Here is a 24,126-nt window from a genome sequence, read left to right on the forward strand (position 1 = left end):
AATACACCGAGCGCCTGGCCGAAGCCGGCGTGGAGCCCTCTGTCGGGAGCGTCGGAGATTCCTATGACAATGCTCTCGCCGAAACCATCAACGGCCTCTACAAGGCCGAGGTGATCCATCGGCGCGGGCCATGGCGCAGCTTCGAGGCAGTTGAGTTCGCGACGCTGGAATGGGTCGACTGGTTCAACAACCGGCGGCTCCTGGAACCCATCGGCAACATACCGCCAGCCGAAGCCGAGCAACGCTACTACGCCATGCTGGAACAACCCGCGATGGCGGCATAACTTAAACCAAATGGCCTCCGGCAAACCCGGGGCGGTTCATAGGCAGCTGCGTGAGTATTTCCACCGAAGGGAGAGGCTTGTCGACCGACTTGAGCAACTCGACTGAGGCCGAGGTCGGCTTACCCCAGTCCACTTGACCGGCCGCCGGCACGGGATCGGTGTTCAGAGCATTGGCCTCATTGGCATCTGTATCGACCAGGGGAGACGTCGCAATGGCGCCCTGATCTTGCTCAGACAAATTGGGAAGGAGTTCACTGCCTTCTCGCATAGACGGCCGCTGGAGGACGCGGAAGGCCAGCTCAAGTTCCTTCTCGCGACGTTCCGCGACCTGATTAAGACCGCGGAGCTCGGCTTCGAGCGAAATGACCTTATGCTGGGACGCCTCAAGCTTTGAGACTGACCGCACATGAGAGGCCGAGACTTCCTCCAGCTTGACTTTCAGGTCCGCGACAATTGCGTCGGATTCGTCGGCCGACGGCTGCCCCGCATTTTACTGAGACAACCCGCTCCGCAGCTAGCTAATGCCCGCGTCAGTCATTCAAGGATTCAATTGCCATTTGTACGAGCGTTGTATGACTTTTTCGAAGACGCACGAAAAGGCGCGGCGTGAAACGCCAAAACACCTTATTTTACAGGAGTATGAAGGATTGGAGCGGGCGAAGGGAATCGAACCCTCGTATGCAGCTTGGGAAGCCGCAACAGGAGTCGCTATTTAGACTAGGTCAACGATCGTCAAGTCAAGCCGATTAGCGGTGCACCCGACCGGCTCGACACACTAAACGAACCGCGAACAGAACGCCTTCCGTGTTGCATCCGTGTTGCACGGAGCAGAGGGCACTATGCGTAACCCGTTGTAATCCATGGTACTGAGCGTAGTGGGCCGTAGCGGCATTTTCAGGTGCCTTTCGGCCTAGGAACGGAGCGCGTACAGCACAAAACACTGCAATTTTAGGGGTTTTGCGCATTTAGACGCTGGCGATCCCGGGATGACTCGAACATCCGACCTACGGTTTAGGAAACCGTCGCTCTATCCGGCTGAGCTACGGGACCGCGGAACCCGCAGAGCGGGTTACCGGGGCTTCATATCAAAGCGGAGGCGGGATCGGAAGCCCTCACCTCGATCAATGCAAACGCCAGCCGGACAGCCTCACGCCCGGATATTGTTGTCCTTCACCACTTTGCCCCAAGTGGCGACCTGCTTGTCGAAGAAAGTCTTGAAGGCGGGACCATCCTCGAGCAGCAGCGTCATCTGCTGCGTTTCCTTGAGCTGGGCGGCGGTCGCGGGCTCGCTCAGGATCTCCTTGGACGCCGTCGCGAGGGCTGCGACGATGTCCGGCGGCGTGCCCGTGGGCGCGAAGATGCCCCACCAGGCCAGCGTCTCGAAATCCGGGAAGCCGGCCTCGATCGCGGTCGGCGTATCCGGCAGGCCGGGCAGCCGCTCGCGGCCGAGCTGCAGGATAGGGCGCAGCATGTTGGTGCCGAGCTGGGCTGCGACCAGCGCCGCCGATCCCGCGATCAGGTCGACATGGCCGCCGAGCACGTCGTTCATCGCGGGGCCGCCGCCGCGATAGGGCACGTGCATGATCTCGACGCCGGCCTTGTTGCCGAGCACGGTCATGGCGAGATGGCCGAGCGTGCCGATGCCGACGGAGGCATATTTCACCGCGCCGGGCGTCGCCTTGCAGGCCGCCACCACGTCGGCAAAGCTCTTGTAGGGACGGCCCGCGCCGGCGGCGATCACGTAAGGCGCGGTGCCGACCAGCAACACCGGCATCAGCTCGCGCTCGACATCAACGGGCGGCTTGTCGAGGATGGAGGGGATCACCGCGTGGGAATCGAAGGTGACCAGGAACGTCGAGCCGTCAGGCGGGCTCTTGGCGACCTGCGCCGCACCGAGCGCGCCGGCGGCGCCCGACTTGTTCTCGACGATGACGATGCGGTTGAGCTTGGTTTGCAGATGGCTCTGGAGCAGCCGCGCCATCGCATCGGTCGATCCGCCCGGCGGAAACGGCACCACCAGCGTGATTTTTGAAGCCTGCGCCAACGCCGGCGTCATCGCGAGAATAGCCGGCGCTGCGAGCAGCGTCCGTCGTGTGATCGTCATGGTATCCCTCCCCTGTTTTCTCGCGCCCGGCTTTTGCTCTTGGCGCTTTAGGTCGTTCCGAAACCGGATCCCGCTTTTCTGTATTCTGGCCGCGGCGGACTGAAGATGTCCAGCACGCGAGCGCCGTCGGGGCCGGCGCGCATCGTGTGCGGCACGTTGCCGGGCGTGCGCCAGAAATCGCCCTTCTTCACGGCAATCTCCTCATCGCCCTGGACACGGATGGCGGAGCCGTCGAGCAGCACGCCCCATTGCTCCTCGGGATGATGGTGCAGCGTGCCTTGCGCATGCGGCGCCAGGGTCACCACCGACAGCATCGCCTGCTCGCCCGAAAAAATGCGCGTGGTCACCCCTGCCGCGAGCTCGCGAAACAGCCCGGCGCCGGTATCGTCGAGATTGTGGAATTCCTCTTTCTGGCTCACGCCATCCTCCCCTTCTTTTTCTCTGATCAGGATTTGCCATACGAGCCCTGATAACGGCCCTCGCGGATCGCCTTCAGCGTCTCCTCCTCGCGCGCGACCTGGGCGCGCACGGCGTCCAGCAGCGCCGCGGCACCGGCGGCGGCAAACGACACCACGCCGTCCTCGTCGCCGACGACGATGTCGCCGGGCGAGATCACGCTGCCACCGATCGAAACAGGCACGTTGATCTCGCCGGGGCCGTTCTTGTAGGGGCCGCGGTGGATCACGGCGCGGGCGTAGCAGGGAAAGTCATCGGCCGCGAACGCCGCGACGTCGCGGATCGCGCCGTCGATGACATAGCCTTCGGCTTTGCGCCATTGCGCGATATTCTTCATGATCTCGCCGACCAGCGCGCGCGTCTCGTCGCCACCGCCGTCGACCACGATGACGTCGCCCGGACCGACCAGCTCGAGCGCGCGATGGATGGCGAGATTGTCGCCAGGACGGGTGCGGACCGTGAAGGCCGTGCCCACCAGCTTGGCGCCGCGATGATAGGGCTTCAGCCCCACCGCGCCGGGCAGCCGGGCGAGATTGTCTGAAATGACCGAGGTCGGCGCACCGCGAAAGCCCTCGATGATCTCGGCCGGCGGCTTCGGCACGCTGTTCGCAGCGATGGTGATGGTCATGTCCAGAAATCCTTCCGTAATTGTCTTACTCGGCGTGCGCCCGCGCCTTCGCCGGCCAAATCCGGAAGGCGCGCCCCTCCTTCATCCACGCCGCGCGCTCGTCGCGCAACAGCGTGCGGCGAACTTTACCGGAATCATCGCGCGGCGGGACGCTGACGATCTCAAAACTCTCGGGATGTTTGTAGCGGCTGAGCCTGTCCTTCAAAAAGTCCGCCATGCCGTCGGCGATGGCCTGACCATCCGTATCGCCCTCCGGCTCGATGATGGCGTGCACGCGCTGGCCCAATTCCGGATCGGGCAATCCCACCACCACGCAGGAGCGCACACCGGGACTCTCGGAGACCGCCGCCTCGATCTCGGCCGGATAGATGTTGGCGCCACCGCGCAACACCATGTCGGCAAGGCGATCACCGAGATAGAGGTAGCCTTCCGCATCCAGCCGGCCGATGTCGCCGAGCGATTCCCAGCTGTCCGCGCGGCGCTTCGGCTCCGCGCCGAGATAGTGATAGGTGGCGTCCTGGCCGTCATTGTTGAGGAAATAGATCTCGCCCGTCTCGCCCGGCGCGACGTCGTTGCCGTCCTCGCCGATGACACGCAGCTTCGCCGTCTCGCCGATCTTGCCGACCGAGCCTTTATGCGTCAGCCATTCCGTGCCTGATATGACGCAGGAGCCTTGGCGTTCGGTGCCGCCATAGAGCTCCCAGACCCTGTCAGGTCCGAGCCAGGCGATCCAGTTTTCCTTCAGCCAGGGCGGCATGGGTGCAGCCATATGAAACACGGTCTGAAGGCTCGAGACGTCGTAGGCGTTGCGCACGCTCTCCGGCAGCGCCCAGATCCGGTGCATCATGGTCGGCACGAAATTGACCCATTGCACGCGCTCTTGCGCGATTTGCCGCAGCGTCTCCTCGGCGTCGAACCTGGTAAGCCCGGTGAGCTGGCCGCCGGTGAACAGCGCGTAGTGCGACACGATGAACGGCGCGTTGTGGTAGAGCGGACCGGGATTGAGCAGCGAGACCCCGAAGGGGATGTTGAGCGGCGGCGCGGCGATGGTGTCGGTCACCGCCGGCTGGTGATCGAGGATCACCTTCGGGCGGCCGGTCGATCCGCCGCTGGTCATGGCTTTCCAATAGCGCGCCACCGGTGCGGTGAGCGGCTCGTCCGAAAAGCCTTCCGGCACGAAATCCGCGGGCAGTCGGTTCGGCGCGTTCCAGTCGACTTCGCCGCCGACCACCAGCGCCGGCTTCAGGATGTCGAGCACCGCGGCGGCTTCGCCACGCGGCAGCCGCCATGACAGCGAGGTCGGCGTCGCTCCGCATTTCCACACCGCAAACGAGGTCTCGAAGAACGCATTGCCGTTCGGCAAACCGATCGCGACGAAGTCGCCGGGCTTGACGCCCTTGGCCATGAACGCCCGCGCGCGCCGGTTGGCGCCGCGCTCGAGCGCATCCCATGTCAGCGTATCCTGCCCGTGACGGACGGCGATCGTGCCTTGCGGTTTGCGCTCGGCGTACCAGCGCGGCACATCGGACAGGGGCAGCAGCATCAGGCGTTTCCACTTCGTTTTCTTGGCGTCGCCTACAAGGCGACCGCAGGATGAAGTGACGCTGTGACTCCTGCGCCACGTCAAGCAAAAAATGTCAGCATCGCAGTCATGAAATTCCCGGGTTCCATGGGTGACAAGCAGGCCATAAAGGGGCAAAAATCAGCCCGACTCAGTTCGGGTTGAGTTTTGCAAGGAATGCTCTCGTAGAATGTCGGACGTAGTTGCATCGCGTCGTGCGGCGCTTGTGGTTGCCGCAGCAGGATTTTTCCTGCTGGCGCCGTCGCATGCCCAGGCACAATGGTGGAAGCGCGCGCCTGTTGACTTCGAGGCCTGCGCCGACGCCGCCGAAAAAGCCACGACCAAATCCGAGAAGACGGCTGCGCTTGCCGACTGCAACGCCAAATTCGCCGGCCGGCGCAAGGCAGGCGGCGGCTATTCCTATTACGATTTCCTCCAGGACCGCACCTTCGATATCGCCGGCCCCAATCCGACGCCGGAGGAGCAGAAGAAGATCGACGAAGCCTACACCGTCTATCTCGCCAATCAGCGCCGCAGCAATGAAGCCGCGCAGGCCACCGCGCGCCAGCAGCGCGAGCAGCAGGAACAACAGGTGCAGCAGCTCCAGCGGGTCGCGTTGCGAACCGAGGTCGAGCGCGTGCCGGTGCCGGTCGAGCGGCCGAAAGTCCAGCAGGCCGCCATCGGCGACGCGCGGCCGCGGCCGAAGGGCGCGCCCTGCACCAAGGGCTCGTTCTCCTGCGAATGGCCGCGGCTGTCGGATGGTTTGAACGACATCAAGAAGCTGTTCAGCCCGACGCCGAGCAAGCCCGCTAAGAAGGGCTGAGTCTCGGCAGCAGCTACAAACTCCGCTGGTCGTCCCGGCCTAGCGCGCAATTGCGCGCGGGGGGCCGGAACCCATTACCCCAAGGGGTAGTTGTGGGGCGAGACTGGGAACCGCGAGTCTTCGCCAAATGCAATTCGGTGGTTATGGGTCCCGGCCCCCCGCGCGCAATTGCGCGCTAGGCCGGGACGACGACTGAAGATGTGGTCTCAGCCGTCCAACTCACACCCAAAGCCGCGCCTCAGTTCGTGTGCTTCTTCTTGCTGCGCTTGGGAGACGCAACGGGCGCATTCGCAGGCGCCGTTGTCGTCGGAGAACTGCCCAATTGCGACCTGCTCTCCTGCAATCGCCTGTCATAGCCGGGAGAGTTCATGACCGTCGGCGGCCGGGCCTCCGCGACCGAGGACGCGGCGCAGAGCACGGCCAACGCGAATCCGATCGTCAGACGACGTTTCATCGTTGCTCCTCCCGTCGCGCAGCCTGAACTCATGCGTTATCCGCGAACCTGCTGCGGCGTCAGCCGCGATGAGCCCTTGCCCGCGGCCTCAGCCTCTTTGATCAGCGCAACAATGCGGCGCGACAGCGGCACGTCGACATTGTTTTGCTCGGCGAGCGCGATGATCGCGCCCTGGAGATAGTCGATCTCGGTCTTGCGGCCCTGCTTCAAATCCTGCCACATCGAGGAACGCGCCTCGGGAGCGATCTTCATGGTCCGTCCCAGGATCAGCTTGAAAATCGGATCAGGCAGTCTCAGCAAGCTGGGCGTCCAGGATGACGGGATCGGCGTCGCCGAGACCGGTGTAATGCCCGCGGCCCTCATCGCAGCCAGCCCCTCCGCCATCTGGTCGGCGAACAGCCTTCGCCAGTCGCGGTTCGCCAATTGCGCGGCGAGCGGCATGTCGGACAAGGCGCTGAGCGCGTTGTTCAAATTGATGATCAGCTTGCCCCATTGCACGCCGGTGATGTCGCGGCTCGCACGCATGGCGAGCCCCGGCACCGACAGCGCTGCTGCCGTGTTCGCATCGTCTTCGCCGACATGAATGTCGCCGGAGGTCGAGCGGTGGAAGCGCCCCTCGCCCATCCCGACTACGTTGAAAGGCACCATGCCGGCGAGCACGCGGCGGTCGCCCATGCGCTCGCGCAGCACCGCGACATTACCGACGCCGTTTTGCAGCGAGACGATGACGGCGTCCTGCGGCGCATGCTGCGCGATCTGGTCGGCGACACCGGCCGTGTCGGCGCTCTTCACCGTGACCAGCACGATGCCGGCACTGTGGAAGATCGCGGGATCTTCCGACAGCGCGAGTTGGCCCGGGTCGAGCTTCGTCTCGGAGCCGTCGAAGTCGGTCAGAACCAGGCCGAACCGCTCGATCTCGGTCTTCACCCGCGGCCGCACCAGGAACGCGACGCGGCGGCCGGCAGCCGCCAAGGTGCCGCCGACGAAACATCCGATGGCGCCTGCGCCGGCCACCACGATCGGTCGATCCGCCATCACCTCGGCTTGCCCCCTTTAACGATCTGCCCTCGATAGCAGAGGCTGTGCCTGCTGCCCATTCCCGCAGTTGCGGCGCAATCGCCTTGTAACCGTCATGACAGCCTCATATGTTTTCGAACGGGGCTTGTTACCGGCAAGAAAGCGCCAAAGGAGAACGCCATGGGTTTGCTCGACGTCCTCAACGGCATGCAGAACGGCCCGCGCGGCCCAAGCACGCCGAGTTCACAATCCTCATCCAGCGGCGGCATGTCGCCCATGACCATGGCCCTCCTTGGCCTGCTCGCCTGGAAGGCATTCAAGCATTTGAGCGGCAACCAGAGCGGCAGCGCGCCGCAGCCGTCCCCGGCACCGACGCCGACACATCTCCCCCCGTCGGTGAATGGTCTCGGTGACCTGTTGAAGGGCGGCCTTGGCGGCCTGCTCGCGGGCGGCGCGGCCGGCAGCGTGCTCAGCGGCGGGCTCGGCGATCTCCTCAACCAGCTGCAGCAGAGCGGTCATGGCGACGCTGCCAATACCTGGGTCGGCAAGGGCGAGAACAAGGCGATCGCACCAGGCGATCTCGCCAATGCGCTCGGCGCCGACCAGATCGAGAGCCTGTCCGCCCAAAGCGGCCTGTCTCGTGACGAGCTGCTCTCCGGCCTCAGCCAGTATCTGCCGCAGGTGGTCGATCATCTGACGCCGGACGGACGGCTGCCGACCGAGCATGAGATCGCGGGCAGAGTCTGATTTAGTTTAGTCAAACGAGGGAAGCACGGACATGAGCATGGGTGGCTTGTTGTGGATCATCGTCGTCGGCTTCGTCGCCGGCCTCATCGCGCGTTGGCTGGCGCCGGGACCGAACAATCCGAGCGGCTTCATCCTCACCACCATCCTCGGCATCGCCGGCGCGTTTCTCGCGACCTTCATCGGCCAGGCCATCGGGCACTACAGTCCCGACCAGGGCGCGGGATTCATCATGGCCACCATCGGCGCCGTGGTGGTGCTGTTCATCTGGCACCGGCTGGTGGCGAGCGGCGTGATCAAGGGGTGACGCGCTAAGGCGTCTGGGGAAAGGCACACGGCCCCCACATCGTCATTGCGAGGAGCTCTTGCGACGAAGCAATCCAGATTGTTGCCTTGGAGGCAGTCTGGATTGCTTCGCTTCGCTCGCAATGACGACTTCACGTCACCAAATGCATGCCCGCATCCATGCGCACGACCTCGCCGGTCATGTTGCTGGAGGCCGGCATCGCCAGGAAGCAGACGAGTTGCGCGATGTCTTCCGCCGATGATGCGACCTTCAGCGGCACCTTGGCCACGACGCTGTCGCGCACTTGCTTGGCGCCCGCCTCGCCACGGCCTTTGGTGAACCAGGGCGTATCGATATAGCCCGGGCATACCGTGTTGACACGGATCAGCGGCGCCAGCGCGCGCGACAGCGACAGCGTCATCGTGTTGAGCGCGCCCTTGCTCGCGGCGTATGCGATCGACGATCCGACGCCGCTGATGCCGGCGACGGAGGAGATGTTGACCACGGCGGACGGCCGCCCAGAGGCCTTGGCGCCCGCCTCGAGCAGGCTGCGCGCCGCGCGCACCATCTGGAACGGGCCGATGGTGTTGACGCCGTACAGGCGCTGGAAATCTTCCGCCGACAATCCATCGAGATCGGCATGAGCGACATGCTTGGTGGTGCCGGCATTGTTGACGAGCACGTCGAGCCGGCCCCAGGCGCCAGCTGCCGCAACGATCTTGCGGCAATCGTCATCCTTGGAGACGTCGCCCTGCGCGACCAGAACTTCCGGTGAGCCCGCTTTGCGGCACAGCTCAGCGGTCGCCTCCGCTTCCTTCTGGCTCGAGGAATAGTTGATGACGAGCCGCGCTCCGCTCCGTGCGAGAATTTCCGCGGTCGCAGCACCCAGGCCGGAGGCGGACCCCGTCACGATTGCGCACAAACTGTCCTTTGCCATCCGGATTTCCTTCCCCTTGATTGAGTATCGACATTCTGTTTAGCGAGTTTGCCGCGCCCTGCAAATCGAGCAAACTCCGCTAAGCGGAATTAGCTCATCGCCCATGCCCGCGCCGCAGGTTGACCTGCGATCAGCGCTTGTCAGGGCCATGGCTTTTTTGGATCATCGGGCGCAAGAAGAACCTGCGCGTCCGCCCACGGGGCGGGAAGCGCCAATGGCAAAACACGGGGAACGCTGTGGCGGAGAGTGACAATATCGTCGTCGAGACCGCGGAGAAAATCTTCGCCGATCTCGCCGATCCGCAGACCGTCAACAACGACAAGAAGGATTCATGGCAGGCGCCGCTGTGGCAGGCGCTGAGCGAAGCCGGCCTGCCGTTGGCCTGGGTGCCGGACGATCTCGGCGGCTCCGGCGCGAGCCTTGCCGACGGCTTTGCGCTGCTGAACGCGGCCGGCCGTTTCGCAGTCGCGGTTCCCCTGGCCGAGACCATGCTCGCCGGCTGGCTGCTGGCGCAGGCGAAGATCGCCTCCCCCGAGGGCGAGATGACCGTGCTGCCGGCATCCCCGAAGGATCGGATCACGCGCGATGCCGATGGTGCGCTCTCCGGCCGCGCCCGCGGCGTGCCCTTCGCAAAGGCGGCAAAGCACTTCGCAGTGCTGGTCCACGGCAAGGACGGCGCCTCGATCGCGCTGGTCGATGCGAGCAAGGGCCGGATCGAGACCGGGCTCAATGTCGGCTACGACCACAGCGACACCGTCACGCTCGACAAGGTGCAGCCCGTCACCGTCAAGCCCGCCCCGAGCGGCTTTGACCAGACCACAATGATGCTGATGGGCGGCGTCGCGCGCAGCCTTCAGATCGCGGGCGCGCTGGAATCGATGCTCGACATCTCCGTGCGCTATTCCAACGAGCGCGTCGCGTTCGAAAAGAAGATCTCGAAATTCCAGGCGGTGCAGCACAATCTCGCCCGCCTCGCCGGCGAGTCGGCTGCTGCCCTTGCCGCGGCGACCTCGGCCGCCGATGCTATCGCCAACGCAAAGTCGTTCGACGACGCGGTCTACCTCGAAGCCGCCTCGGCAAAAATCCGCTGCGCGGAAGCCGCGGAAAAGGGCGGCGCCATCGCGCATCAGGTTCATGGCGCGATCGGCTTCACCTTGGAGCACATCCTGCACCGCTATTCGCTGCGGGCATTGGCCTGGCGCGATGATTTCGGTTCGGAAAGCCACTGGGCCGTCGAGCTCGGCAAGCTCATTGCCAACCGCGGAGCCGACGAATTGTGGCCGCTCGTGGCTTCGCGCTGATCAGGGACGAGACAACAATGACTGCTGCCCTCCGTTTCGATCCGATCCGCCTGCCCGAGAAATGCGAGCAATTGCGCAAGGAAGTGCGCGCCTTCCTCGCGGAGGAAATCGCCGCCGGCACCTTCGATCCGCACAAGCCCAACCGTGAAGACACCGACGCGCCGGAATTTTCTCGCCGGGTCGGCGCCAAGGGTTGGCTCGGCATGACATGGCCGAAAAAATATGGGGGCCAGGAGCGCTCGTTCCTCGAACGTTACGTGGTGACCGAGGAGATGCGCGTCGCCAACGCGCCGACGCGGCGGTTCTTCGTCGCCGACCGCCAGAGCGGGCCGGTTCTGATCAAGTACGCCCCGGAGCACATCAAGATGGACATCCTGCCGCGTATTTGCCGCGGCGAGATCTGCTTCGCGATCGGCATGAGCGAGCCGAACTCCGGCTCGGACCTGTTCGCCGCGAAGACGCGCGCGACCAAGACCGACGGCGGCTATCTCATCAACGGCACCAAGATCTGGACCTCGTCGGCGCATATCGCCGACTACATGATCGCGATCTTCCGGACGTCGCAGCCGACCAACGAAAACCGGCGTCACGGCCTGACCCAGTTCCTGGTCAAGATGAAGCAGCCCGGCATCCAGGTGAACCCGATCGGCCAGATCACCGGCCAGTACGAGTTCAACGAGGTCGTCTTCACGGATTTCTTCGTGCCCGACGATCATGTACTCGGCGAAGTCGACGGCGCCTGGAAGCAGGCCACCAGCGAGCTCGCTTATGAGCGTTCGGGCCCCGAGCGTTTCCTGGAGACCTATTACGTGCTGACCGAGCTGGTTCGCGCTGTCGGCCCCAATCCTGATACCCGCAGTGCCGAAGGCATCGGCCGGCTGGTGGCGCAGCTCCACACCATGCGGCGCATGTCGGTCTCGGTCGCGGGCATGCTGCAAGCCGGCAAGGAGCCGGTCGTTGAAGCCTCCATCGTCAAGGACATCGGCACCGTGTGGGAACAGCAGCTGCCGCACCGCGTGCGCGATCTCGCCGCCTTCGTCGAGGAGACCGCGACCAACCGCGAGACGCTGGAGCGGCAGCTCGACTTCGCCATCAAAACCGCGCCGAAACTCACCATCCAGGGCGGCACCACCGAGGTGCTGCGCGGCATCATCGCCCGCGGGCTTGGTTTGCGCTAATCATTCGAGGACATCATGAGCACTTACAAAGATATCGGCGTCGAGAAAGTTGGTCACGTCGGCACCATCGAAATCCGCCGCCCGCCGCTCAACTTCTTCGACATTTCGCTGATCAACCAGATCGCGGACGCGCTCGACGAGTTCGATCGCGACATCGAGATTCGCGCCTCGGTGCTGTCGGCGCAGGGCAAAGCGTTTTGCGCCGGCGCGAATTTCCAGGATCCGGCACGGCAGGCGCAAGAGGCACGCGAAGCCGACAAGACGGCAAAGGGCGATCCGGCCGACAGCCTCGGGGCGATCAACCATCTCTATATCCAGGCCGTGCGCATCTTCCGCGCCAAGAAGCCGATCGTCGCGGCCGTGCAGGGCGCCGCCATCGGTGGCGGATTGGGCCTCGCGGTCTCGGCGGACTTCCGGGTCACCTGCCCCGAAGCGCGCTTCTCCGCGAACTTTACCAAGCTCGGCTTCCATCCCGGCTTCGGCCTGACCGTGACGCTGCCCGAGCTGATCGGCAAGAACAACGCCGAACTGATGTTCTACACCAGCCGCCGCGTCACCGGCGAGGAAGCCTTCAAATGGGGCCTCGCCAACGAACTGGTGCCGCAGGACCAGGTCAAGGCGGCGGCACTGAAGCTCGCCAGCGAAATCGCCGAATGCTCCCCGCTCGGCCTCGTCTCCACCCGCGCCACGATGCGCGCCGGGTTGGCCGACCGCGTCATGGCGGCGACCAATCACGAGCTCGAGGAGCAGACCCGCCTGCGCGCGACGGAAGACTTCAAGGAAGGCGTGAAAGCCACGGAAGAGCGGCGGACGGCGAATTTCAAGGGCAGGTGATTGCGGCAGGGTCGCGCCGCACGCCCTCTCTCAATCCGTCATCCTGAGGTGCGAGTAGCGCGATGCCTAGCATCGCGCTGGGAGCCTCGAAGGATGAGCGGCCCCGCTGGTGGCCGTCGCCCTTCGAGGCTCGCGCAAGAGGCGAGCACCTCAGGGTGACGGATCACTACCAAGCACTCAACTGACGCGGAACGTCACCCCACCGAGCAAGAACTCGTTGCCCGCCACGGCATGTCCCTTCGCCCTCGCGGCGTGCAACACACCGGCAACATCAGCGACCCGAAACTCCAGCGCGCTCATGATTTCGCTGGCGCCCTCCACGAAGCGGAAGGTCGCGTTGGGCAACTTCAGTTCAGCATCGCCGCTCGGCGCAACGCCGATGATCTTGCCCCAATGCTCGGCCAGCCCTTGCGGATCCGGGCTCTGCATTTCCACGCTCGTCAACGCCTGCGTCACGTCCTTGCGGATGAATTTTTGCCAATTGGGGCCGGCCGGTGGATAGGGTCCCAAAATGTCGTCGCTGCCTTCGGTGTGGTTGAACTCGATGAAGGCGGCGCGGCAGTCGCGGGGATGGAGCTGCACGCCGTGATAGGGCGCGTGGTCGATGACGTTGGCGGTGCGCACGCCCAGCGCGTTGGCGTTACGACCGCGCTCGTCGGGATCGTTACAGCAGAAGATCGCCATGTAGCCGCCGCGCCCGCCGCTCTTCTCGATGAAGCGGCCGGCCGTGGTGCCGTCCTTGAACGGCGCGACCACCTCCAGCAGGATCGTGCCGACCGGCAGCAGCGCGTTCTCCAGGCCGTACTTTGCGACATTGCCGTCGCGGTAGCAGACAGCGAGGCCCATGATATCAGCGATATCGGTGATTACGGGCGCGAGCTGCGGCGCGACCAGGCAGATCTGCCGCAACCGCATATAGGGCGCCATCGTCATGCGCCCTTGAAGGTCGGCTTGCGCTTCTCGACGAACGCCTTGGCGGCCTCCTTGTGATCCTCGGTGTCGCTGCAGCGGGTGTGGTGGATCGCCTCGCCGTCGAAGCAATCCTCCAGCGCCAGATGCTCGGCATTGTTGATGTTGCGCTTGATGAAGCCGAGCGCGATCGAGGGCCCTTGCGCCAGCGACAGTGCGAGCTCGTGCGCGGCCGCGTCGATCTCGGCGTCGGGGACGACCTTCGTCACCATGCCGATCGCATGCGCTTCCCTCGCGGAAAGCACCGGCGAGGTCAAATAGAGCTCGCGCGCCCGCGCGCTGCCGAGCAGCTGGGTGAGGAAATAGGTGCCGCCGTAATCGCCGGAGAAGCCGACCTTTGCGAACGCGGTGGTGATCTTGCAGGATTCGGAGGCGACGCGGAGGTCGCACGACAGCGCCATCGACAGACCCGCGCCGGCGGCAGCGCCGTCGAGCTGCGCCACCACGGGTTTTGGCATCTGGTGCAGGATGCGCGACACCTCCATGCCGCGGCGCAGGTTCGCCATCTTCACTTCGAACGGCAGCGGCGCCCGGCCCTCGGCCATCGACTTGACGTCGCCGCCGACGCAGAAGCTGCCGCCCGCGCCCTTGAACAAGACCGCACGCACCTCCGGATCATCAGCCGCGCGCCGTGCCGCCACGACCAGCCCGGCGACCATGTCCGGGTTGAGCGCGTTCTTCCGCTCGGGCCGGTTCATGGTGATGGTGAGCAGCCCGCCTTCGAGCTTCTGCAGGACCATGTCGTTCATGGGACGTCTCCCTTGCTGTTGTTTGCTTCGGTCTATCGACGCTCGTCATTGCGAGCGAAGCGAAGCAATCCAGAAATGTTTCCGCGGAGACAGCCTGGATTGCTTCGTCGCCTCGCTCCTCGCAATGACGAGGTTTATTTCTTCACCAACGGGCAGCGCGACTGCTCCAGGGACTGGAACGCTTCGCTGCCGGGCACGGTGGCGAGCAGCTTGTAGTCGTCCCAGCGGCCCTTGGATTCCGACGGCTTCTTGACCTCGAACAGGTACATGTCGTGCAACATGCGGCCGTCCTCGCGGATCTTGCCGTTCTTGGCGAAGAAGTCGTTGATCGGCGTCTCCTTCATCACTTTCATGACTGTTGCAGCGTCGGTCGTGCCGGCCGACTTCACGGCCTTCAGATAGTGAGTCACGGAGGAATAGACGCCCGCTTGCGCCGAGGTCGGCGGCCGCTTCATGCGCTCCTGGAAGCGCTTCGAGAACGCGCGGGTGTCGTCGTTGAGATCCCAGTAGAAGGCTTCCGCAAGCAACAGGCCCTGCGCGGTCTCGAGCCCGATCGAGTCGATGTCGGTCACGAAGGCGAGCAGCGGCGAGACCTTCTGGCCGCCCTTGGTGATGCCGAACTCGGCCGCCTGCTTGATGGCGTTGACGGTGTCGCCGCCGGCGTTCGCAAGCCCGATCACCTTTGCCTTCGAGGCTTGGGCCTGGAGCAGGAACGACGAGAAATCCGACGTGTTGAGCGGATGGCGCACGCTGCCAAGCACCTTACCGCCGGTCTTGGTCACGACGGCGCTGGTGTCCTTCTCCAGATCCTGGCCGAAGGCGTAGTCGGCGGTGAGGAAGTACCAGGTGTCGAGGCCGGACTTCACGGCCGCAAGGCCGGTCACATTGGCCTGACCGTAGGTGTCGAACACGTAGTGGATGGTGTAGGGACCGCAGGCCTCGTTGGTCAGGCGGATCGAGCCCGGGCCGTTGAACATGATGATCTTGTTACGCGCTTTCGCGATCTCGCCGGCGGCAAGCGCGGTCGCGGAGGCCGCGACGTCGTAGATCATCTCGACGCCCTGATTGTCGAGCATGTCGCGAGCGATGTTGGCGGAGAGATCGGCCTTGTTCTGATGGTCGGCAGCCAGCACCTGGATCTTGCGGCCGAGCACCTCGCCGCCAAAGTCCTCCACGGCCATCTTGGCCGCGGTCTCGCTGCCGGGGCCGGTGATGTCAGCATAGAGGCTCGACATGTCGAGGATACCGCCGATCTTCAGTGACGGCTTGTCCTGGGCCTGCACGGCGCTTGCACTCAGCGCCAGCGCAGCAGCGAAAATGCCCGACAAAACATGCTTCATGGAAAAGATCTCCCTTATCGCGCCGTACTCTGATGGCGGCTTGGTTATTGCTCTTGGTTAAAGCTGTTGCCTAAAGCTGTTGCCGCAATCATGCCGCATGCACAAGAGCGCAGCAAGCGCGAGCTGCGACGCAGGTCGCGCTTGTATCGCGCGTTTTCCGCAAAACGGAATGGCTCGGTCAGGATAAACGTTTGTCCGTCATTGCGAGCGCAGCGAAGCAATCCAGAGTCCCTCCATGGAAAGATTCTGGATTGCTTCGCTGCGCTCGCAATGACCGCGTGTGAGGAAGGCTCTTCGCGACACGCCGCGCTTGAGTTAAAACTGGCGCGTAACGCAACCTCACCGGGCAACGTGACCCAACGGCTTCACCTGATCGCAATCCTTCTCTTCGCGGGTCAGAGCGCATTCGCGAGCCCGTGCCAGTTCGAGTCCCAGGGCGAAGGCCGCGTCGCCGCGATCGATGCGCGCAGTCTGCGTCTCGATGACGGCCGGGAAATCCGCTTGACCGGCATCGAGCCGACCGCGACCACGAAGCAGGCGCTGACCTCGCTGCTCGCCGGGCGCGACGTTATTTTGATTTTGCGCAGCGCTGACGACACGCCCGATCGCTATGGCCGCCAAGGCGCGCTGGTCTTTGTCGGCGAGAGCGACATCTCCGTGCAGGCAACGCTCCTCGCCCAGGGCGACGCCATCGTCTCCGCCGAGATCGCCGATAAGAACTGCGCGGCCGCCCTGATGGCGGCGGAGGCCGAGGCGAGGCGCCAAAAAAAGGGCAGCTGGGCTGACCCGTCGGCCATAAAAAACGCGGAAAGTCCGGACGATATTTTGGCGGGGATCGGGCGTTTTGTGGTGGTCGAGGGCAAAGTCCTGTCGGTCCGGCAAGCTGGGGCAATGACCTACCTCAACTTCGGACGGAACTGGACACGCGGCTTCGCCGTGACTATTTCAAAGCGCATGGTACCCGCGTTCGAAGGCGCCGGGATCGTCCTTAAGTCTCTGGAAAATAAACGTATTCGTGTCCGGGGCTGGGCTGAGGGGAATACGGGGCCGCGTATCGATGTACGCCTCGTGGGACAGATCGAGTTGCTGGGCGCAAACGAGCCGACAGGGGTAAGGCCCTAAAAGGGGCCAGGCACGGGTTAAGCGACGTGAATGGGGTGCTAGGACGGCACGGACGAGGTGAACGCCGCCGCCTGCGGGCAGCGCCGGCTGCGCTATGCCTCGTGCTGGGTTCAGCCCTCGCCGGCTGCGGCGATATGGGCCGGTTCCAGACCGCGGCGGCCCCGCCGACCGTCGCGATGCCCAAGCCGAAGCCGGCCGTCGCGCAGACCCCCGCCACCGAGAAGGAGCACGAGCGCATCCTGGCGAGCTATGGCGGCACCTACGACGACCCCAGGCTCGAATCGCTCGTCACCAAGACCGTCGACCGGTTGGTCGCGGCGTCCGACCGCCCCGATCAGGGTTACCGGGTCACGATCCTCAATTCCGGCGCGGTGAACGCCTTCGCGCTGCCGAACGGTCAGCTCTATGTCACACGCGGCCTTCTTGCGCTGGCGAGCGATACGTCGGAATTGTCCTCCGTGCTCAGCCACGAGATGGCGCATGTGCTGTCCAAGCACGCCGCGATGCGTGAGGACCAGGCCCGCCAGGCGGCGATCGTCACCCGCGTCGTCACCGACATGAGCAACGATCCCGATCTCACCGCGCTCGCGCTCGCCAAGACCAAGCTGACGATGGCGAGCTTTTCGCGCAATCAGGAGTTCGAGGCCGACGGGGTCGGCGTCGGCATTTCCGCCAAGGCCCATTTCGACCCTTATGGTGCCGCACGCTTTCTCTCGGCGATGGAGCGCAATGCCGAGCTGAAGGTCGGCAAGACTTCGCTCGATCCGCGCGCGCAGGATTTCACCTCGTCGCATCCGGCAACGCCCGAGCGCGTGCAGAACGCGCAGACCATCGCGCGGCAATACGCAGCGCCAGAGGGCGGCGAGCGCGACCGCGAGACCTATCTCGCCGCGATCGACAATCTCGTCTACGGCGAAGACCCCAGCGAAGGTTTTGTCCGCGGCCGGCGCTTCCTGCATCCGAAGCTCGGCTTCACCTTCCAGGCGCCGGACAATTTCACGCTCGACAACACCGCGCAGGCCGTGATCGGCGTGCGCGACGGCGGCTCGCAGGCGATGCGGTTCGACGTCGTGCGGGTGCCGGCCGAACAGTCGCTCGGCGATTACCTGAATTCCGGCTGGATGGAGGGCGTCGAGAAGGCCTCCACCGAGGACATCACCATCAACGGTTTTCCGGCTGCGTCCGCGACCGCGAAGGGTGACCAGTGGCAGTTCAAGGTCTATGCGTTGCGCTTCGGCAGCGACGTCTACCGCTTCATCTTCGCGGCCCGGCAGAAATCGACCGAGAGCGAGCGCAATGCGCGCGAGACCGTCGGTTCATTCCGCCGGCTGACGCTCGACGAGATCCAGGCCGCGCGCCCGCTGCGCATCAAGGTCATCACCGTGCAGCCCGGCGACACCGTGGAATCGCTCTCCCACCGCATGGCCGGCGTCGATCACCCCGCCGAGCGCTTCCGCGTCCTCAACGGGCTCGATCGCAACGCGCAGGTGAAGGTGCGCGATCGTGTGAAGGTCGTGGCGGATTGACCTACACTAAACTGCCGTAGGGTGGGCAAAGCGAAGCGTGCCCACCATTCCCGGTCAGGATTGTTGAAAGGTGGTGGGCACGGCGCTTACACGCCTTTGCCCACCCTACAAGCTCCGCCCGATCAGCGCCCCGCATCCATATCGCCGGCCTCGCGCTGGCCGCTGAGCCAGAGCGCAAGCAAGGTCCAGAACGCCCCTGACAGCAGGTACGCACCCGAGGCGATGACGCCGAGATTGGTGGCAAGCAGCAGAGCGACCAACGGTGCAAAGCCGGCGCCGAACAGCCAGGCCATGTCGGAGGTCAGCGCCGAGGCCGTGTAGCGATACGCTTGCTTGAAGTTCGATGCGATCGCACCCGACGACTGGCCGAACGACAGACCGAGCAGGATGAAGCCGATCACCATGTAGATGGTCTCGCCGAACGCGCCGGCATCGAGCAGCTGCGGGGCAAAGCCGCTGTAGATCGCAATCGCAATCGCCGATCCCATCAGCAGCGACTTGCGGCCGACGCGGTCGGCGATGACGCCGGAGAGCACGATCGCGCCGACGCCGAACACGGCGGCGACGATCTCGATGATCAGGAAGCGCACCGGGCTTTCGCGCGTGAACAGGAACACCCAGGACAGCGGAAACACCGTAACCATGTGGAACAGCGCGAAGCTTGCCAGCGGCGCGAACGCACCGAGCATGATGTTCTGGCCTTCGCGCGCCACCGTCTCGGAGATGCGCGAGGGCTGCAATTCGCGGGTCTCGAATAGCGAGGCATATTCTTCCGTCGTCACCATGCGCAGGCGCGCGAACAGCGCCACGACGTTGATGGCAAAGGCGACGAAGAACGGATAGCGCCAGCCCCAATCGAAGAAGTCGTCGGCCGAGAGATTCCCGGCGAAATAGGCGAACAGGCCGCTCGCCACGATCAGACCGAGCGGCGCGCCAAGCTGCGGCACCATCGCGTACCAGCCGCGCTGCGAAGGCGGCGCGTTCAGAGCCAGCAGCGAGGCCATGCCGTCCCAGGCGCCGCCCCAGGCCAGACCCTGTGCGATGCGCGCCAGCGCCAGCAGCCAGATCGCGGCAGCGCCGATCTCGTGATAGCCGGGCAGGAACGCGATCGCGACGGTGGCGGTGCCGAGCAGGAACAGCGCCGAGATCAGCTTGGCCGTCTTGCCGTACCCGCGGTCGACCGTCATGAAAATGACGGTGCCGATCGGCCGGGCCATGAAGGCCAGCGCGAAAACCATGAAGGAATAGAGGGTGCCGGTCAGTTCGCTCGTGAACGGAAACACCAGGCGCGGGAAGACGATCACCGAGGCGATCGCAAAGACGAAAAAGTCGAAGAATTCCGAGGTGCGGCCGATGATGACGCCGATAGCGATCTCGCCGGGACTGGCCTGGTCGTGGCCGTGCTCGCCCGAGTGGTCTGCCATTGCGGGGGTCTGTGCCGTCGCCATTCGCGCGCCCTTAACGTCCTGAAAACCAAAGCCGACCGCCCGGCGAGGCGCCAGGCAATCTAGCCCTGTCTGGCGCAACATCCCGCACTGCAACATTGGACAAATTGTCCAATGTCCGGATTGCTGCGCCGCAGCTACCCCTTGGCCACGCAAAAGAAACTCATTCTCATAAGGCTCGGCCCGTGTCCCGTTTCAAGATCCTGGCGCTGCTACCCCTGGCGGTTGCACTCAGCGGCTGCAACTACGTCGTGCTGGCGCCGGCCGGCGATATCGCAGCGCAACAGCGCGACCTCGTCATCATCTCCACCGTCCTGATGCTCCTGATTGTCGTCCCCGTGATGGCGCTGACGGTGCTGTTCGCCTGGCGCTACCGCCAGTCCAACACCGACGCCCGCTACGAGCCGGAATGGGACCACTCGACCAGCCTCGAGCTGGTGATCTGGTCGGCGCCGCTCTTGATCATCGTTTGCCTGGGCGCGCTGACCTGGATGGGCACGCATCTGCTCGACCCCTATCGCACGCTCGGCCGCATCCATGCCGACCGCGCCGTGGACCAATCCAAAGCCCCGCTCGAGGTCGACGTCGTCGCACTCGACTGGAAGTGGCTCTTTATCTATCCGGACTACGGCATCGCCACCGTCAACGATCTGGCAGCTCCCGTCGATCGCCCCATCAACTTCCGCATCACAGCGTCCTCGGTGATGAACTCGTTCTACATCCCCGCGCTGGCCGGCCAGATCTACGCGATGCCGGGCATGGAGACCAAGCTCCACGCCGTCGTGAACCACGCCGGCACCTACCGGGGCTTTTCCGCGAACTACAGCGGCGCCGGCTTCTCCGGCATGCACTTCAACTTCCAGGGTCTCGATGACAAGGGCTTTGACGCCTGGATCGCCAGCGCCAAGTCCGGCGGCGGCTCGCTCGGCCGCGCCGAGTATCTCCAGCTCGAAAAGCCCAGCCAGAACGAGCCGGTGCGGCGCTACGGCACCGTCGATTCCGATCTCTACCGCCTGATCCTCAACATGTGCGTCGAGACCGGCAAGATGTGCCAGAGCGAGATGATGGCGATCGACGCCAAGGGCGGCCTCGGCCATGAGGGCCTGAACAACACCCTGCCGCTGGCCTACGACAAGTACGCCCGCCGCGGCACGGCGCTTGGCCCGGAGCCGACCTTCGTCGCCGGCACCTGCACGCCCGATGCGCCGCAGGGCAGGACCACCGCCTCCATCACGGCACCTGTCGACACCGCGCCGCTGCTCGGCGCCGGCCTGAAGCGGCCGAGTTTCACGCCGCTGAAGTCCTCGTCCTTCTTCCTCGGACAACGTCCGAAGTCAGATTCGTAAAGAGATCCCGCATGTCTCCTGATCTTCTCAAGCTCATCTTCGGCCGGCTCACCTTCGAATCGCTGCCGCTGCACGAGCCGATCGTCGTCGGCACCTTTGCCGTGGTGGCGACCGGCGGCCTCATCATGCTTGCCGGCCTGACCTATTTCCGCGTCTGGGGTTATCTCTGGAGCGAATGGTTCACCAGCGTCGACCACAAGCGCATCGGCATCATGTACATGATCCTCGGCATCGTGATGCTGCTGCGCGGCTTCGCCGACGCGCTGATGATGCGGTTGCAGCAGGCGCTCGCCTTCGGTGGCTCCGAGGGTTATCTCAACTCCCATCACTACGACCAGGTCTTCACCGCCCACGGCGTGATCATGATCTTCTTCGTGGCGATGCCGCTGGTCACCGGCCTGATGAACTTCGTCGTGCCGCTCCAGATCGGCGCGCGCGACGTGTCGTTCCCGTTCCTGAACAATTTCAGCTTCTGGATGACGGTCGGCGGCGCGGTGCTGGTTATGGCTTCGCTGTTCATCGGCGAATTCGCCCGCACCGGCTGGCTGGCTTATCCGCCGCTGTCGAACATCGGCTACAGTCCGGATGTCGGCGTCGACTATTACATATGGGGCTTACAGGTCGCGGGCGTCGGAACGACATTGTCCGGCATCAACCTGATCTGCACCATCGTCAAGCTGCGATGCCCCGGCATGACCATGATGCGGATGCCGGTGTTCACCTGGACCGCGCTCTGCACCAACGTACTGATCGTCGCTTCCTTCCCGGTTCTGACCGTCGTGCTCGCGCTGCTCTCGCTCGACCGCTACGTCGGCACCAACTTCTTCACCAACGATTTCGGCGGCAGCCCGATGATGTACGTGAACCTGATCTGGATCTGGGGTCATCCCGAGGTCTACATCCTGGTTCTCCCCGCCTTCGGCATCTTCTCGGAAGTGACCTCGACCTTCTCGGGCAAGCGGCTGTTCGGCTACACCTCGATGGTCTACGCCACGGTGGTCATCACCATCCTGTCCTACCTGGTCTGGCTGCACCACTTCTTCACGATGGGGTCGGGCGCCAGCGTCAACTCCTTCTTCGGCATCACCACGATGATCATCTCGATCCCGACGGGCGCGAAGATGTTCAACTGGCTGTTCACGATGTATCGCGGCCGCATCCGCTTCGAGCTGCCGATGATGTGGACGATCGCGTTCATGCTGACCTTCGTGCTCGGCGGCATGACCGGCGTGCTGCTCGCGGTGCCGCCGGCCGACTTCGTCCTGCACAATAGCCTGTTCCTGATCGCCCACTTCCACAACGTGATCATCGGCGGCGTGGTGTTCGGCGCGTTCGCCGGTATCGGCTACTGGTTCCCGAAGGCGTTCGGCTTCAAGCTCGATCCGTTCTGGGGCAAGCTGTCGTTCTGGTTCTGGGTCACGGGCTTCTACCTCGCCTTCATGCCGCTCTATGTGCTCGGCCTGATGGGCGTGACCCGCCGGCTCCGTGTGTTCGACGACCAAAGCCTGCAGATCTGGTTCATCGTCGCAGGCATCGGCGCCTTCCTGGTCTTCCTCGGCATCCTCTCGATGCTGATGCAATTCGCGGTCAGCTTCCTCAGGCGCGAGCAGCTCAAGGACGTCACCGGCGATCCCTGGGATGCGCGCACGCTGGAATGGGCGACCTCCTCGCCGCCGCCGGCCTACAACTTCGCTTTCACTCCCGTCGTTCACGACAATGACGCGTGGTGGGACATGAAGAAGCGCGGCTATCAGCGCCCGCTCACCGGCTTCAAGCCGATCCACATGCCCAGCAGCACCGGCACCGGCATCATCCTCGCCGGCTTCGCTACCGCGATGGGATTCGGCCTGATCTGGTACATCTGGTGGCTGGCGGCCGCGAGCTTCATCGCGATGCTCGCCGTCGGCATCGGTCACACCTTCAACTATCACCGCGATTTCGACATTCCGGCCGAGGACGTCATCCGGGCCGAAGACGCGCGCACCAAACTGCTCGCCGGAGCCAAGTAAATGACTGTCGCTGTCAATCCCACGCAAACCGGCGAGCCGGTGTTCTACCTCGCCGACGAACAGCCGCATCCGGAAGGTTACAGCACCTCGCTCGGCTTCTGGATCTATCTGATGAGCGACTGTCTCATCTTCGCGATCCTGTTCGCCACCTTCGGCGTGCTCGGCGGCAATTACGCCGCTGGTCCCGCGCCGAAAGATTTGTTCGAGCTGCCGCTGGTCGCGGTGAACACCTCGATGCTGCTGCTGTCCTCGATCACGTATGGCTTCGCCATGCTGACGATGCAGCAGAACAAGATCGCGCAGACCCAGATCTGGCTGGCGATCACCGGCCTGTTCGGCGCCGCCTTCATCGGCATCGAGCTGTCCGAGTTCGCCCACATGATCCATGAGGGCGCGACGCCGCAGCGCAGCGCCTTCCTGTCCGCCTTCTTCACCCTGGTCGGCACCCACGGCCTGCATGTCTCCTGCGGCCTGATCTGGTTGGTGACCCTGATGGTGCAGGTCTGGAAGTTCGGCCTGATCGAGGCCAACCGCCGCCGCCTGATGTGCCTGTCGATGTTCTGGCACTTCCTGGACGTGGTCTGGATCGGTGTCTTCACCTTCGTCTATTTGCTGGGAGTTCTGCGATGAACACCGATACTCACGCCGCCCATGCGGGCGATCACCACGGCGACAGCCACGCCAACGCGCACGGCTCGTTCTCAACTTATATGCTCGGCTTCGTGCTCTCGGTCGTGCTCACCGCGATCCCGTTCTGGCTGGTGATGAGCGGCGCGCTTCCGAGCAAGCAGATCACCGCGCTCGTGATCATGGCCTTCGCGGTCGTGCAGATCGTCGTGCACATGATCTACTTCCTGCACATGAACACGACGTCCGAGAACGGCTGGAGCATGATGGCGCTGATCTTCACCATCGTCATGGTGGTGATCGCCCTGTCGGGTTCGCTGTGGGTGATGAACCACCTCAACAGCAACATGATGCCGATCCACCAGATGACCGGGATGAAATGAGCG

General features: G+C 64.2%; 25 protein-coding genes and 1 tRNA gene. 13 read left to right on the forward strand and 13 right to left on the reverse strand.

Annotated elements, in window-relative coordinates; all coding sequences use genetic code 11:
- Positions 1–284: integrase core domain-containing protein (locus N551_RS0117030; protein ID WP_027567936.1), on the forward strand; the 284-nt coding region annotated here is incomplete at its 5' end.
- A gap of 1 nt (position 285) precedes the next feature.
- Here N551_RS0117030 and N551_RS38055 read toward each other — a convergent pair.
- The 6 genes from N551_RS38055 to N551_RS0117060 all read right to left on the reverse strand — a co-directional run bounded on the left by N551_RS38055 (position 286) and on the right by N551_RS0117060 (position 5,015).
- Positions 286–690 (reverse strand): hypothetical protein, encoded by a 405-nt coding sequence (locus tag N551_RS38055; protein WP_155809759.1) that lies wholly within the window; start codon positions 688–690, stop codon positions 286–288.
- 567 nt (positions 691–1,257) lie between these two features.
- Positions 1,258–1,334 (reverse strand) — tRNA-Arg (locus N551_RS0117040).
- A 97-nt stretch (positions 1,335–1,431) separates the two neighbouring features.
- Entirely contained in the window at positions 1,432–2,388 is a 957-nt protein-coding gene (locus N551_RS0117045; RefSeq protein WP_027567938.1) for a tripartite tricarboxylate transporter substrate-binding protein, read from the reverse strand.
- 47 nt (positions 2,389–2,435) lie between these two features.
- On the reverse strand, positions 2,436–2,807 hold the full coding sequence (locus N551_RS0117050) for a cupin domain-containing protein (protein ID WP_027567939.1): 372 nt from the start codon (positions 2,805–2,807) through the stop codon (positions 2,436–2,438).
- A gap of 26 nt (positions 2,808–2,833) precedes the next feature.
- Complete coding sequence (locus N551_RS0117055) at positions 2,834–3,472, reverse strand: RraA family protein (RefSeq protein ID WP_027567940.1); 639 nt, start codon at positions 3,470–3,472, stop codon at positions 2,834–2,836.
- A gap of 25 nt (positions 3,473–3,497) precedes the next feature.
- Positions 3,498–5,015: an AMP-binding protein gene (locus N551_RS0117060; RefSeq protein ID WP_027567941.1), complete on the reverse strand. Its 1,518-nt coding sequence runs from the start codon at positions 5,013–5,015 to the stop codon at positions 3,498–3,500.
- Positions 5,016–5,223: 208 nt separating this feature from the next.
- Between N551_RS0117060 and N551_RS38840 the strand changes: the two genes are divergently transcribed.
- Positions 5,224–5,856, forward strand: a complete 633-nt coding sequence (locus N551_RS38840) for a hypothetical protein (protein WP_027567942.1) — start codon at positions 5,224–5,226, stop codon at positions 5,854–5,856.
- A 238-nt stretch (positions 5,857–6,094) separates the two neighbouring features.
- Here N551_RS38840 and N551_RS0117070 read toward each other — a convergent pair whose 3' ends face one another.
- Together N551_RS0117070 and N551_RS0117075 are read right to left on the reverse strand one after the other, a co-directional pair.
- Positions 6,095–6,310: a hypothetical protein gene (locus N551_RS0117070; RefSeq protein ID WP_027567943.1), complete on the reverse strand. Its 216-nt coding sequence runs from the start codon at positions 6,308–6,310 to the stop codon at positions 6,095–6,097.
- A gap of 36 nt (positions 6,311–6,346) precedes the next feature.
- Positions 6,347–7,348, reverse strand: coding sequence for a 2-dehydropantoate 2-reductase (locus tag N551_RS0117075; protein ID WP_027567944.1), 1,002 nt, complete (start codon positions 7,346–7,348; stop codon positions 6,347–6,349).
- A gap of 159 nt (positions 7,349–7,507) precedes the next feature.
- On the opposite strand from N551_RS0117075, the gene N551_RS0117080 reads away from it, so the two are divergent.
- Positions 7,508–8,074, forward strand: coding sequence for a YidB family protein (locus tag N551_RS0117080; RefSeq protein ID WP_027567945.1), 567 nt, complete (start codon positions 7,508–7,510; stop codon positions 8,072–8,074).
- 31 nt (positions 8,075–8,105) lie between these two features.
- Positions 8,106–8,378 carry a GlsB/YeaQ/YmgE family stress response membrane protein gene (locus N551_RS0117085; RefSeq protein ID WP_196236584.1) on the forward strand — a complete coding sequence of 91 codons (273 nt, stop codon included), beginning with the start codon at positions 8,106–8,108 and terminating at the stop codon, positions 8,376–8,378.
- A 130-nt stretch (positions 8,379–8,508) separates the two neighbouring features.
- On the opposite strand, the gene N551_RS0117090 is transcribed toward N551_RS0117085, so the two are convergent.
- Positions 8,509–9,294 (reverse strand): SDR family NAD(P)-dependent oxidoreductase, encoded by a 786-nt coding sequence (locus N551_RS0117090; RefSeq protein WP_027567946.1) that lies wholly within the window; start codon positions 9,292–9,294, stop codon positions 8,509–8,511.
- Between the two features lie 236 nt (positions 9,295–9,530).
- On the opposite strand from N551_RS0117090, the gene N551_RS0117095 reads away from it, so the two are divergent.
- The 3 genes from N551_RS0117095 to N551_RS0117105 are packed head-to-tail and all read left to right on the forward strand — an operon-like array spanning position 9,531 to position 12,607.
- A complete protein-coding gene (locus tag N551_RS0117095) occupies positions 9,531–10,595 on the forward strand; it encodes an acyl-CoA dehydrogenase family protein (RefSeq protein WP_027567947.1) in 1,065 nt (354 codons plus the stop codon).
- Between the two features lie 17 nt (positions 10,596–10,612).
- The gene (locus N551_RS0117100; protein ID WP_027567948.1) at positions 10,613–11,773 is read left to right on the forward strand and encodes an acyl-CoA dehydrogenase family protein; all 1,161 of its coding nucleotides are present in this window, start codon (positions 10,613–10,615) and stop codon (positions 11,771–11,773) included.
- Positions 11,774–11,788: 15 nt separating this feature from the next.
- Positions 11,789–12,607 (forward strand): enoyl-CoA hydratase/isomerase family protein, encoded by an 819-nt coding sequence (locus tag N551_RS0117105; protein ID WP_027567949.1) that lies wholly within the window; start codon positions 11,789–11,791, stop codon positions 12,605–12,607.
- A gap of 177 nt (positions 12,608–12,784) precedes the next feature.
- Here N551_RS0117105 and N551_RS0117110 read toward each other — a convergent pair whose 3' ends face one another.
- The 3 genes from N551_RS0117110 to N551_RS0117120 form a co-directional block, all read right to left on the reverse strand.
- Positions 12,785–13,534 carry a hypothetical protein gene (locus tag N551_RS0117110; RefSeq protein WP_027567950.1) on the reverse strand — a complete coding sequence of 250 codons (750 nt, stop codon included), beginning with the start codon at positions 13,532–13,534 and terminating at the stop codon, positions 12,785–12,787.
- A gap of 2 nt (positions 13,535–13,536) precedes the next feature.
- A complete protein-coding gene (locus tag N551_RS0117115) occupies positions 13,537–14,325 on the reverse strand; it encodes an enoyl-CoA hydratase (protein ID WP_027567951.1) in 789 nt (262 codons plus the stop codon).
- Between the two features lie 134 nt (positions 14,326–14,459).
- Positions 14,460–15,665 (reverse strand): ABC transporter substrate-binding protein, encoded by a 1,206-nt coding sequence (locus N551_RS0117120; RefSeq protein WP_027567952.1) that lies wholly within the window; start codon positions 15,663–15,665, stop codon positions 14,460–14,462.
- 270 nt (positions 15,666–15,935) lie between these two features.
- Here N551_RS0117120 and N551_RS0117125 point away from each other — a divergent pair, with 270 nt between their 5' ends.
- Positions 15,936–16,787, forward strand: a complete 852-nt coding sequence (locus tag N551_RS0117125) for a thermonuclease family protein (protein WP_027567953.1) — start codon at positions 15,936–15,938, stop codon at positions 16,785–16,787.
- Between the two features lie 134 nt (positions 16,788–16,921).
- Positions 16,922–18,313, forward strand: a complete 1,392-nt coding sequence (locus N551_RS0117130) for a M48 family metalloprotease (RefSeq protein ID WP_018452960.1) — start codon at positions 16,922–16,924, stop codon at positions 18,311–18,313.
- Between the two features lie 122 nt (positions 18,314–18,435).
- Here the strand turns inward: N551_RS0117130 and N551_RS0117135 are convergent, their stop codons facing one another.
- Positions 18,436–19,761 carry an MFS transporter gene (locus N551_RS0117135; protein ID WP_027567954.1) on the reverse strand — a complete coding sequence of 442 codons (1,326 nt, stop codon included), beginning with the start codon at positions 19,759–19,761 and terminating at the stop codon, positions 18,436–18,438.
- 182 nt (positions 19,762–19,943) lie between these two features.
- Here N551_RS0117135 and cyoA point away from each other — a divergent pair, with 182 nt between their 5' ends.
- Genes cyoA through cyoD form a run of 4 tightly spaced genes read left to right on the forward strand, consistent with a single transcriptional unit; the run spans position 19,944 to position 24,123 of the window.
- The gene (gene cyoA / locus N551_RS0117140; RefSeq protein WP_027567955.1) at positions 19,944–21,104 is read left to right on the forward strand and encodes a ubiquinol oxidase subunit II; all 1,161 of its coding nucleotides are present in this window, start codon (positions 19,944–19,946) and stop codon (positions 21,102–21,104) included.
- 11 nt (positions 21,105–21,115) lie between these two features.
- A complete protein-coding gene (gene cyoB, locus N551_RS0117145; protein ID WP_027567956.1) occupies positions 21,116–23,113 on the forward strand; it encodes a cytochrome o ubiquinol oxidase subunit I in 1,998 nt (665 codons plus the stop codon).
- Positions 23,114–23,743: a cytochrome o ubiquinol oxidase subunit III gene (gene cyoC / locus N551_RS0117150; RefSeq protein WP_027567957.1), complete on the forward strand. Its 630-nt coding sequence runs from the start codon at positions 23,114–23,116 to the stop codon at positions 23,741–23,743.
- Entirely contained in the window at positions 23,740–24,123 is a 384-nt protein-coding gene (cyoD, locus tag N551_RS0117155; RefSeq protein WP_027567958.1) for a cytochrome o ubiquinol oxidase subunit IV, read from the forward strand. The genes cyoC and cyoD overlap by 4 nt, the downstream gene beginning before the upstream one ends.
- Positions 24,124–24,126 lie beyond the last annotated feature (3 nt).

The organism is Bradyrhizobium sp. URHA0013, assembly GCF_000518345.1.
Classification (GTDB): Bacteria; Pseudomonadota; Alphaproteobacteria; order Rhizobiales; family Xanthobacteraceae; genus Bradyrhizobium.

What these genes read in the sequence shown, in the direction of transcription:
- N551_RS0117045 (WP_027567938.1), bottom strand. Translation starts at nt 2,388, where the DNA reads ATGACGATCACACGACGGACGCTGCTCGCAGCGCCGGCTATTCTCGCG.
- N551_RS0117055 (WP_027567940.1), bottom strand. Translation starts at nt 3,472, where the DNA reads ATGACCATCACCATCGCTGCGAACAGCGTGCCGAAGCCGCCGGCCGAG.
- N551_RS0117060 (WP_027567941.1), bottom strand. Translation starts at nt 5,015, where the DNA reads ATGCTGCTGCCCCTGTCCGATGTGCCGCGCTGGTACGCCGAGCGCAAA.
- N551_RS38840 (WP_027567942.1), top strand. Translation starts at nt 5,224, where the DNA reads ATGTCGGACGTAGTTGCATCGCGTCGTGCGGCGCTTGTGGTTGCCGCA.
- N551_RS0117070 (WP_027567943.1), bottom strand. Translation starts at nt 6,310, where the DNA reads ATGAAACGTCGTCTGACGATCGGATTCGCGTTGGCCGTGCTCTGCGCC.
- N551_RS0117080 (WP_027567945.1), top strand. Translation starts at nt 7,508, where the DNA reads ATGGGTTTGCTCGACGTCCTCAACGGCATGCAGAACGGCCCGCGCGGC.
- N551_RS0117085 (WP_196236584.1), top strand. Translation starts at nt 8,106, where the DNA reads ATGAGCATGGGTGGCTTGTTGTGGATCATCGTCGTCGGCTTCGTCGCC.
- N551_RS0117090 (WP_027567946.1), bottom strand. Translation starts at nt 9,294, where the DNA reads ATGGCAAAGGACAGTTTGTGCGCAATCGTGACGGGGTCCGCCTCCGGC.
- N551_RS0117100 (WP_027567948.1), top strand. Translation starts at nt 10,613, where the DNA reads ATGACTGCTGCCCTCCGTTTCGATCCGATCCGCCTGCCCGAGAAATGC.
- N551_RS0117105 (WP_027567949.1), top strand. Translation starts at nt 11,789, where the DNA reads ATGAGCACTTACAAAGATATCGGCGTCGAGAAAGTTGGTCACGTCGGC.
- N551_RS0117110 (WP_027567950.1), bottom strand. Translation starts at nt 13,534, where the DNA reads ATGGCGCCCTATATGCGGTTGCGGCAGATCTGCCTGGTCGCGCCGCAG.
- N551_RS0117115 (WP_027567951.1), bottom strand. Translation starts at nt 14,325, where the DNA reads ATGAACGACATGGTCCTGCAGAAGCTCGAAGGCGGGCTGCTCACCATC.
- N551_RS0117120 (WP_027567952.1), bottom strand. Translation starts at nt 15,665, where the DNA reads ATGAAGCATGTTTTGTCGGGCATTTTCGCTGCTGCGCTGGCGCTGAGT.
- N551_RS0117125 (WP_027567953.1), top strand. Translation starts at nt 15,936, where the DNA reads ATGACCGCGTGTGAGGAAGGCTCTTCGCGACACGCCGCGCTTGAGTTA.
- N551_RS0117130 (WP_018452960.1), top strand. Translation starts at nt 16,922, where the DNA reads ATGGGCCGGTTCCAGACCGCGGCGGCCCCGCCGACCGTCGCGATGCCC.
- N551_RS0117135 (WP_027567954.1), bottom strand. Translation starts at nt 19,761, where the DNA reads ATGGCGACGGCACAGACCCCCGCAATGGCAGACCACTCGGGCGAGCAC.
- cyoB (WP_027567956.1), top strand. Translation starts at nt 21,116, where the DNA reads ATGTCTCCTGATCTTCTCAAGCTCATCTTCGGCCGGCTCACCTTCGAA.
- cyoC (WP_027567957.1), top strand. Translation starts at nt 23,114, where the DNA reads ATGACTGTCGCTGTCAATCCCACGCAAACCGGCGAGCCGGTGTTCTAC.
- cyoD (WP_027567958.1), top strand. Translation starts at nt 23,740, where the DNA reads ATGAACACCGATACTCACGCCGCCCATGCGGGCGATCACCACGGCGAC.